General features: G+C 56.5%; 8 protein-coding genes. All 8 read right to left on the reverse strand.

The genetic code is table 11. The annotated features are described in order from the left end of the window. The coding region (locus B3R00_RS00005) for an LPD1 domain-containing protein (RefSeq protein ID WP_349682253.1) at window positions 1-805 on the reverse strand (805 nt) is incomplete at its 3' end. After that, window positions 732-1,919: a hypothetical protein gene (locus B3R00_RS00010; protein WP_286996665.1), complete on the reverse strand. Its 1,188-nt coding sequence runs from the start codon at window positions 1,917-1,919 to the stop codon at window positions 732-734. The genes B3R00_RS00005 and B3R00_RS00010, both read right to left, overlap by 74 nt. Before the next feature lie 70 nt (window positions 1,920-1,989). Continuing rightward, on the reverse strand, window positions 1,990-2,268 hold the full coding sequence (locus B3R00_RS00015) for a hypothetical protein (protein ID WP_286996666.1): 279 nt from the start codon (window positions 2,266-2,268) through the stop codon (window positions 1,990-1,992). Between the two features lie 334 nt (window positions 2,269-2,602). Further along, on the reverse strand, window positions 2,603-3,028 hold the full coding sequence (locus B3R00_RS00020) for a hypothetical protein (protein ID WP_286996667.1): 426 nt from the start codon (window positions 3,026-3,028) through the stop codon (window positions 2,603-2,605). Continuing rightward, complete coding sequence (locus B3R00_RS00025; protein ID WP_286996668.1) at window positions 3,009-3,782, reverse strand: hypothetical protein; 774 nt, start codon at window positions 3,780-3,782, stop codon at window positions 3,009-3,011. The genes B3R00_RS00020 and B3R00_RS00025 overlap by 20 nt, the downstream gene beginning before the upstream one ends. A gap of 200 nt (window positions 3,783-3,982) precedes the next feature. Next, the gene (locus B3R00_RS00030; protein ID WP_286996670.1) at window positions 3,983-4,249 is read right to left on the reverse strand and encodes a Txe/YoeB family addiction module toxin; all 267 of its coding nucleotides are present in this window, start codon (window positions 4,247-4,249) and stop codon (window positions 3,983-3,985) included. Beyond that, entirely contained in the window at window positions 4,246-4,500 is a 255-nt protein-coding gene (locus tag B3R00_RS00035; RefSeq protein ID WP_286996671.1) for a type II toxin-antitoxin system Phd/YefM family antitoxin, read from the reverse strand. The genes B3R00_RS00030 and B3R00_RS00035 overlap by 4 nt, the downstream gene beginning before the upstream one ends. A gap of 62 nt (window positions 4,501-4,562) precedes the next feature. Next, window positions 4,563-5,906, reverse strand: coding sequence for a hypothetical protein (locus B3R00_RS00040; protein ID WP_286996672.1), 1,344 nt, complete (start codon window positions 5,904-5,906; stop codon window positions 4,563-4,565). Window positions 5,907-6,090 lie beyond the last annotated feature (184 nt).

Genomic DNA, 6,090 nt, shown 5'->3' on the forward strand with positions numbered 1-6,090 from the left:
TTTGGAACGCTTGGCAAGCCACCTTTTGAGGCACAAGAGGGTCTGCCATGCTGTCCACCACCGTGATGCTGGGCCGGTTGACCCAAGCGCTCGACAGTTGATCGACAGTGCGCTGCACCATCGCTTTGCGCAGTTGAATGGCGGTTGGCTTGGTCACTACCGGTTGATCTGTGCGGCTGAACATCGCCACACCCTGCTCTGTCTCTGTGGTCTGCACTTGATCAAAGAAATGATCAAAGCCCGAGCGAATGGCCGCCATTTCATCGATGGAGGGATATGGGTAAGCTTCATCCAACTTGAACCCTGCTTGAGCAGCCGTCTCCCAAACCTTGGGGCTCACCACATTGGCCAGGTAATCATTGCTGGCGTTTTGATCCTGCAGTTTGGCAATCAGGTAGCTCTCAAACGCGCGCGCGCTCAGCTCTACATCGGTGCTCCAGTAGTCAGAGGAGCGGCGCTCATCCAGCAGCTTCGCCCGCGCACGCAAGCCCGTGCTGCCAATGGCGCGCATCACTGCACCAAAGGCTTCAATCATCTCGGCACGCACACCCTCACCGCGTGGAAAGTATTTGCTCCCGCTTGCAGCTGCCCTGACATCGCTGGAATCGGTCATAAACCCATCGGCAAAACTGCGCATGCGGGAGAAATAGTTGTCTACCGCGTGCCACCACTCGTGCCCCAAGCTACCTGCACCGGTGCGCTTGGTCAGGTTGATGACTACCTTGCCAGGCTCATAGTGGGCTTTGAAGGCGTTCTTGCCGCCGCTTCCTCGGGCACCAAATGCCAAGCCCAGCTGACCGTTCAACGAAATGGCTTGCGGTGGCAACTGCAGCACGGCTGGCATCGGTCTTGGCTTGGGCATCCTGCGCTGCCGCTTCAGCATTCTGTCGTGCTGCGGCGTGATCAGCACGCCCAGCTCGCCCGCTGGCCTCGACGGCGCCCAGCCCACCACCCAGGGGAGCGGCGGCCATACCTTCCAGCGCGGCTTGACCCAAGACACCACGCATGGTTGGGGTATCAAACCCTTCGCTTTGCTCCGCCAGGTTGGCGGCCAGTCGCTCCTGCCCACCCTGCACTGCCTCCATGGGCGCTTCTTTGGCGGCGCCCACTGCCGCGCCCTTGGCGATCCCCACGGCAGATGCGTCTGCCACCTGCTTGGCTGCACCCACGCTGGCCAGACGGCGCACAGCAGCCTCTGCACCAGTGGAGCCCGCCAGCACACCCAGCCCTGCACCCGTCGCAATGCTGCCCAAGTTGTCACCGTCATAGGCCTGCGCAGCACTAGCGCGCGCTGCGGCCTGCTCAGGGGTGGCACCAGCTTCCAAATGCCGCTGCTCCACCGCTTCGTAGATCCCACCCTTGACCGCCCCCGCTCCCTGCACAGCCCCAATCGCCATCGGTGCGGCACGTGCAGCAAGTTGTGCAGCGGCACTACCGCCGCCCGTCAACGCAGCAGCGGCCAGCGTTGGCACCACCGAGCCCACGGCATTCAGGGTGGTGTCCAGCGGTGCGTCCGCAAAGCTGCCGGCATAGGCCTTCACCTCTTCCCAGGTGCTGCCGGAATCCTCGGCGGTCTTGATCTTGCGTGCGCGCTCTTGTTTTTCGGCCTTGCGGTAGTCGGACTCCAGGCCTTCGGCCGCCTGAATGCCTTTACCCATCAAGCGCGAGACCGCGTTGTCCGCACCAAAAGCATCCGAGACCATCTTGACGCCCTGGGCTACGCCCGTGCCCAAAGCAATCGCTGAATCTCCCACGGATCGAGCCAGCGATGGCGGCTCTGGCTCTACCAAGGTCGCGCCTTGTTTCCACCACTCTCCAGAGGGCTGAGCGTTCGAAGTTGCTGCGGGCGTGGGCTGGATTTCAGTGGAGCCCTGCTTCCACCATGCTTTGTCTTGCGCCATCCCGGCAGATTCGCTCAAGGCGCGCGCTTGGCCTAACCCTAGCCGGGGTGCAATAAAAAACCCGCCGAAGCGGGTCTTACATAACTCGTCAGCCTTGCGGCCATTCTGGATCTTGCTCTTCCGTGTCAAAGAAACCAGGCGGCAGCGCGACCTCTCCGTCGTTCAAGCCACCCATCTTTGCAGCCAGATCAGCGGGAACAGGGGTTTCAAACGTGACCAGGTATCCATAAATCAGTCCATCATCCCCAGCCATCTCTTCGACGCTTGGTTGCAGATAGAGATACTCATCGTAGGTCAGGCCTAAATAGGTAGCCACTTTCTGATCACTATCTCGCTCCGCTTGCTCTTCCAGCTGCCGATTGCTCATGATGGCTCCTTAAGCGCTGCCCAGTTGACTAGGATAAACCTAGCAGAGCAAAGTTTCTAACAACTAGGCCTCGTCAACACAACCCGCTTCAAGTGGACCTTATGCATACCTTCCTAGAGAGCGCAGCCCTGATCTGTCCATTTCTCGCAGGCTGCACGTCGCTCACCTAGCACGATGCATTGTGTGAAACAACGGAATGTAGAACTACCGCTTTATGATGACAGCGCTCATATTCCCGAATGCAATCGAAAGACTGCATCAAAAGTACCTTACTTCACGCCAACGGTTCAAGCGCAGGCTCCCAAAAAATCCCTCTTTTGAGGAACTTCTTATGTTAAGTACCAGTTTGAATACTCTGTGAACTTATTGCATTCTGAATATTCAAGCAATAACCGAGTATTGCCTCAACACGTGCCATTGCATCATCTTTGAAACGTGTTTGGTAATCTTGGCTCAGATCATAATCAGCATGATTTCGCTGATCTTTCAATTTTTTCATGGCCAATGCTATTTTTTTCGCTTCTACTCGGCCAGGGTTTGCTCCCTCACCATACATAAAAGCACGCCGTATCACAAAGGCGTGTGACCCCTCATTCCGCTGACGCTCTACCCCTAAAACGGCTGGAATAGTTTCATCAACAGTATGAAGTGCAGCATAGTAACCACGCGAAGTAGCGCATCGCAACTCTACTTCACTGCACCCTTCACGGCTACCTAAAGTGTTAGCCAGCGTCAGAAGATCAGTTGGACTGCAGCTCATCTTGAGTCAAATAATGGAATTCAACACTCAGCTTCATTGGATTCCAATTGGAATCATCAATAAATTTTTCAACAAATGCTGCATCCAATGCAATTTCTTTATGGATATCACCCTCGATGTGAATGGATGCGACAAATCGACCACCATCCTCAAAATCATCTATTCCGTAAGCCTCAATCCCAGCAATTCGCACTTGATGCTCTTTAGCAACCAAGCCAGCCATCTCAACTTGACGCTTTACTTCCTCAGGATCAATACCTAGATACTCTAAGTTAGTCAACGCAGACTTCGCGTGAATGACGATATCTTCAAAATCTTCATTCACACCCAGAAATTTGCTAGCTAGGATTAGCGTCTCATCGAATCGAGCATCAAGCATCAAGGTGTGACAAGTTCGAAGTGCCACTTCCGAATCATTGCCCACTAACTGCATTGCCTCATACGCGAGATCTGCTGCATCGCGTAAATCACAAATCAAACCTTTGTTTATTGAGCCATTAGCAAGGACGTTGTAAGACCGTTCCAAACGAAGCGCATTTGCAGTCCAGTACTCAACTGCATCAGTATCCCAGCGCAACGCCGCGATCGCTGCCTTGATCGTACTGGCTGTTGCCGCATCAGCTTTCGCTAGTTTATTAGCCTCACGTTCAAGCCTCCGCAAGTTCAAATCTGAAATTTGCTCTGGATGGTCAACATAAAGCTGCACCTCATCAAAAAGTGCGGTGCCTATGGTCTGTGGTCGAGCTTGGATCATGTAGAAGGTATTGGTATAGATCAACCTCAGCCCACCATCGGACTATCTTAGGCTTACCTACTATACGGTGCTATCTTAGCAAACACCAAACGGCCTAGCTCCAAATGAGCTATTGGTGCTCTCTTCGCCACAACTGCAAGCAAGCTCTTGACGATCCAATACGTTTCGCGCGACCCCCTCTTCCGAGAGGCTGCGCTTCGTCAATTTTCGTAGTGGTAGCGGCACTGCAACACCACCAGATCATCGTCATCAGCGCGGTACACGAGCCGATTAGTCTGGTCGATGCGCCTTGACCAGTAACCAGACAAGTTGCCTACCAGCGGCTCCGGCTTGCCAGTCCCCACAAAAGGATCGCGCGCAGCTTCGGTCAGCAGCAGGTTGATGCGTTTGAGTGTTTTCTTATCTTGTCCCTGCCAATACAGGTAATCCTCCCAAGCACCTGGGAGAAATTTGATAGCGCGACTCACTCTTCAATCAGGGCTTGCGCCTTGGCTGCCCCCCTGCGGTCTTGCTCCACAGCCGCCATCAAGCGGCGCGCATTCGCAGGGCTTTGCAGCAGGTGCAAGGTCTCCAGCATGCTGTTGTATGTGGACTCAGACAGCAACACAGCGTTCTCGCCATCACGGCGGTGGATCAAAGTCACGTCGCAGTCCGCCACCACGCGATCAATCACGCCTTTGAACTCGCTACGCGCTTGGGTGAAGCTAACTACATGCACAACTCTCTCCTTGATATGTACCACATATTGTACATGTCTTGCGCAAAGTGCGTTAGGCACACCTAATTCTTGCGGTACTGCTTGCCATCTGGCCCGATATAAATCGACCCCGCAGGCAACGCCTTCAGTTGCTCAGGAGTAGACACCTTGGCTGGCCCGTCACCCGCGCCACCATCATCCACGCGCTGCACTTCGCCCGTGCGCTTGTTGTACCGGATCACACTGCCTTGCGTGGTCGAGCCATCTACGTTCTTGGTGGTCGGCGTCACCTGCACGCCCCAATCTGCCGCATCGGTGCGTCCGGTTAATGTGGCCAGCCGCTTTTGCGCCGCGTTGCGCGCCTCGTCAGTCTCGGCATTCAGATACTCAGCTTGGGCTTGCTCCACTCGCTGCGCCTGACGGTTCTGGAAACCCTGCGTAGCTTCCTCCAAGTTCAAGCGGCGCCCATCCATGACCAGCCGCTGTGCAGCAGTGCGCTCGCCCATGGCGGCGCGCTGGTTAGCACCAGTCTGGCTCATCTGTTCACGGGTCAATGCCACATTCAGGCCCTGGGCCTGCATATCTAGCTGTGGCTGCGCAGCTTGCGCGGCCAGATCGGCTTGCTGCACCATGGCCAGACGATCTTGCGCAGCTTTGGCAGACCCTTTTGGCGCCCAGCTCGATTGATGAATCAAGCTGCTAGCGTCCATCTTGGCGCGGCGCAGTGCCTCACGGCTCGTGAAGTCATTGCCACTGTGGGCCACTGATGGGGCGCGAACGGTGTTGATCATCGGTTGAGGCTGACCATCTCCCCCAGCCATCCCTTGGGCCACTCTTGTGACACTTGCCAAGCGTTGATTGGCACTGAGTTGATCTGCCGCCTGCATGTTTTGCGCTGAAATCCCACCGCCTCCACGCCCATTCACGATCTGCGCCCCAGCGCCCACATCCTTGCCAGAGTAGGTGTTCGTGGCCGCATCGAATTCGATCTGGCCAGTCTGGGCATTCGGAATCGCCGCGGCGGCGCTTTGTGTCTGTGCAGGTGATGCTACCGGCTGCTGGGGAGGCAGGCCCTGCGGCTGGTAGGTGGTCAAGCGCTGTGCGGCTGCTGGGCGCTCTGCTTCGGAGGCTGCAGACACAGCAGCCAGGCCTGCGCCCGGGGTAAGGTAAGGGGCAGCGGCTTTTGCGGCACCGGCCACACTGCCAGCCCCTGCTACGCCAGCTCCCACCAGACGGGATACCGCTGGCACTGCCGCGACCGCACGCACTGCACCGCCCACAGCAGGCAAGGCTATGGCGGTATTGGACAGATTGCGCCCGACTTCCGAGGTGCTCAAGCCACCTAGCCGCTTCGCAGCTGGTGCTGCACGGCCCTGCTCGGTCGGAATCTGGTTAATCAATTGCTGGCGTTCTTGATCGGTGGCCATAACGTGCCTTTGCTGGTTTCACTGGTTGGCAGTGTCAGCAAAGCCCCCCTGAGGCTCAAACCTTAGCCGGGGTTACCAATGGGACTTGACCAGGCGCGGGCGTTTGTCGCGCTGCTTGCGCTGCACATAAAAGCAGCAGGCTAGGGTTAATGCGTGGGTCAGATTGAGATGGAAAAACCGGGGT

Origin of the sequence: Comamonas sp. UBA7840 (assembly GCF_002501455.1) — a bacterium.
GTDB lineage: Bacteria > Pseudomonadota > Gammaproteobacteria > Burkholderiales > Burkholderiaceae_C > Comamonas > Comamonas jiangduensis.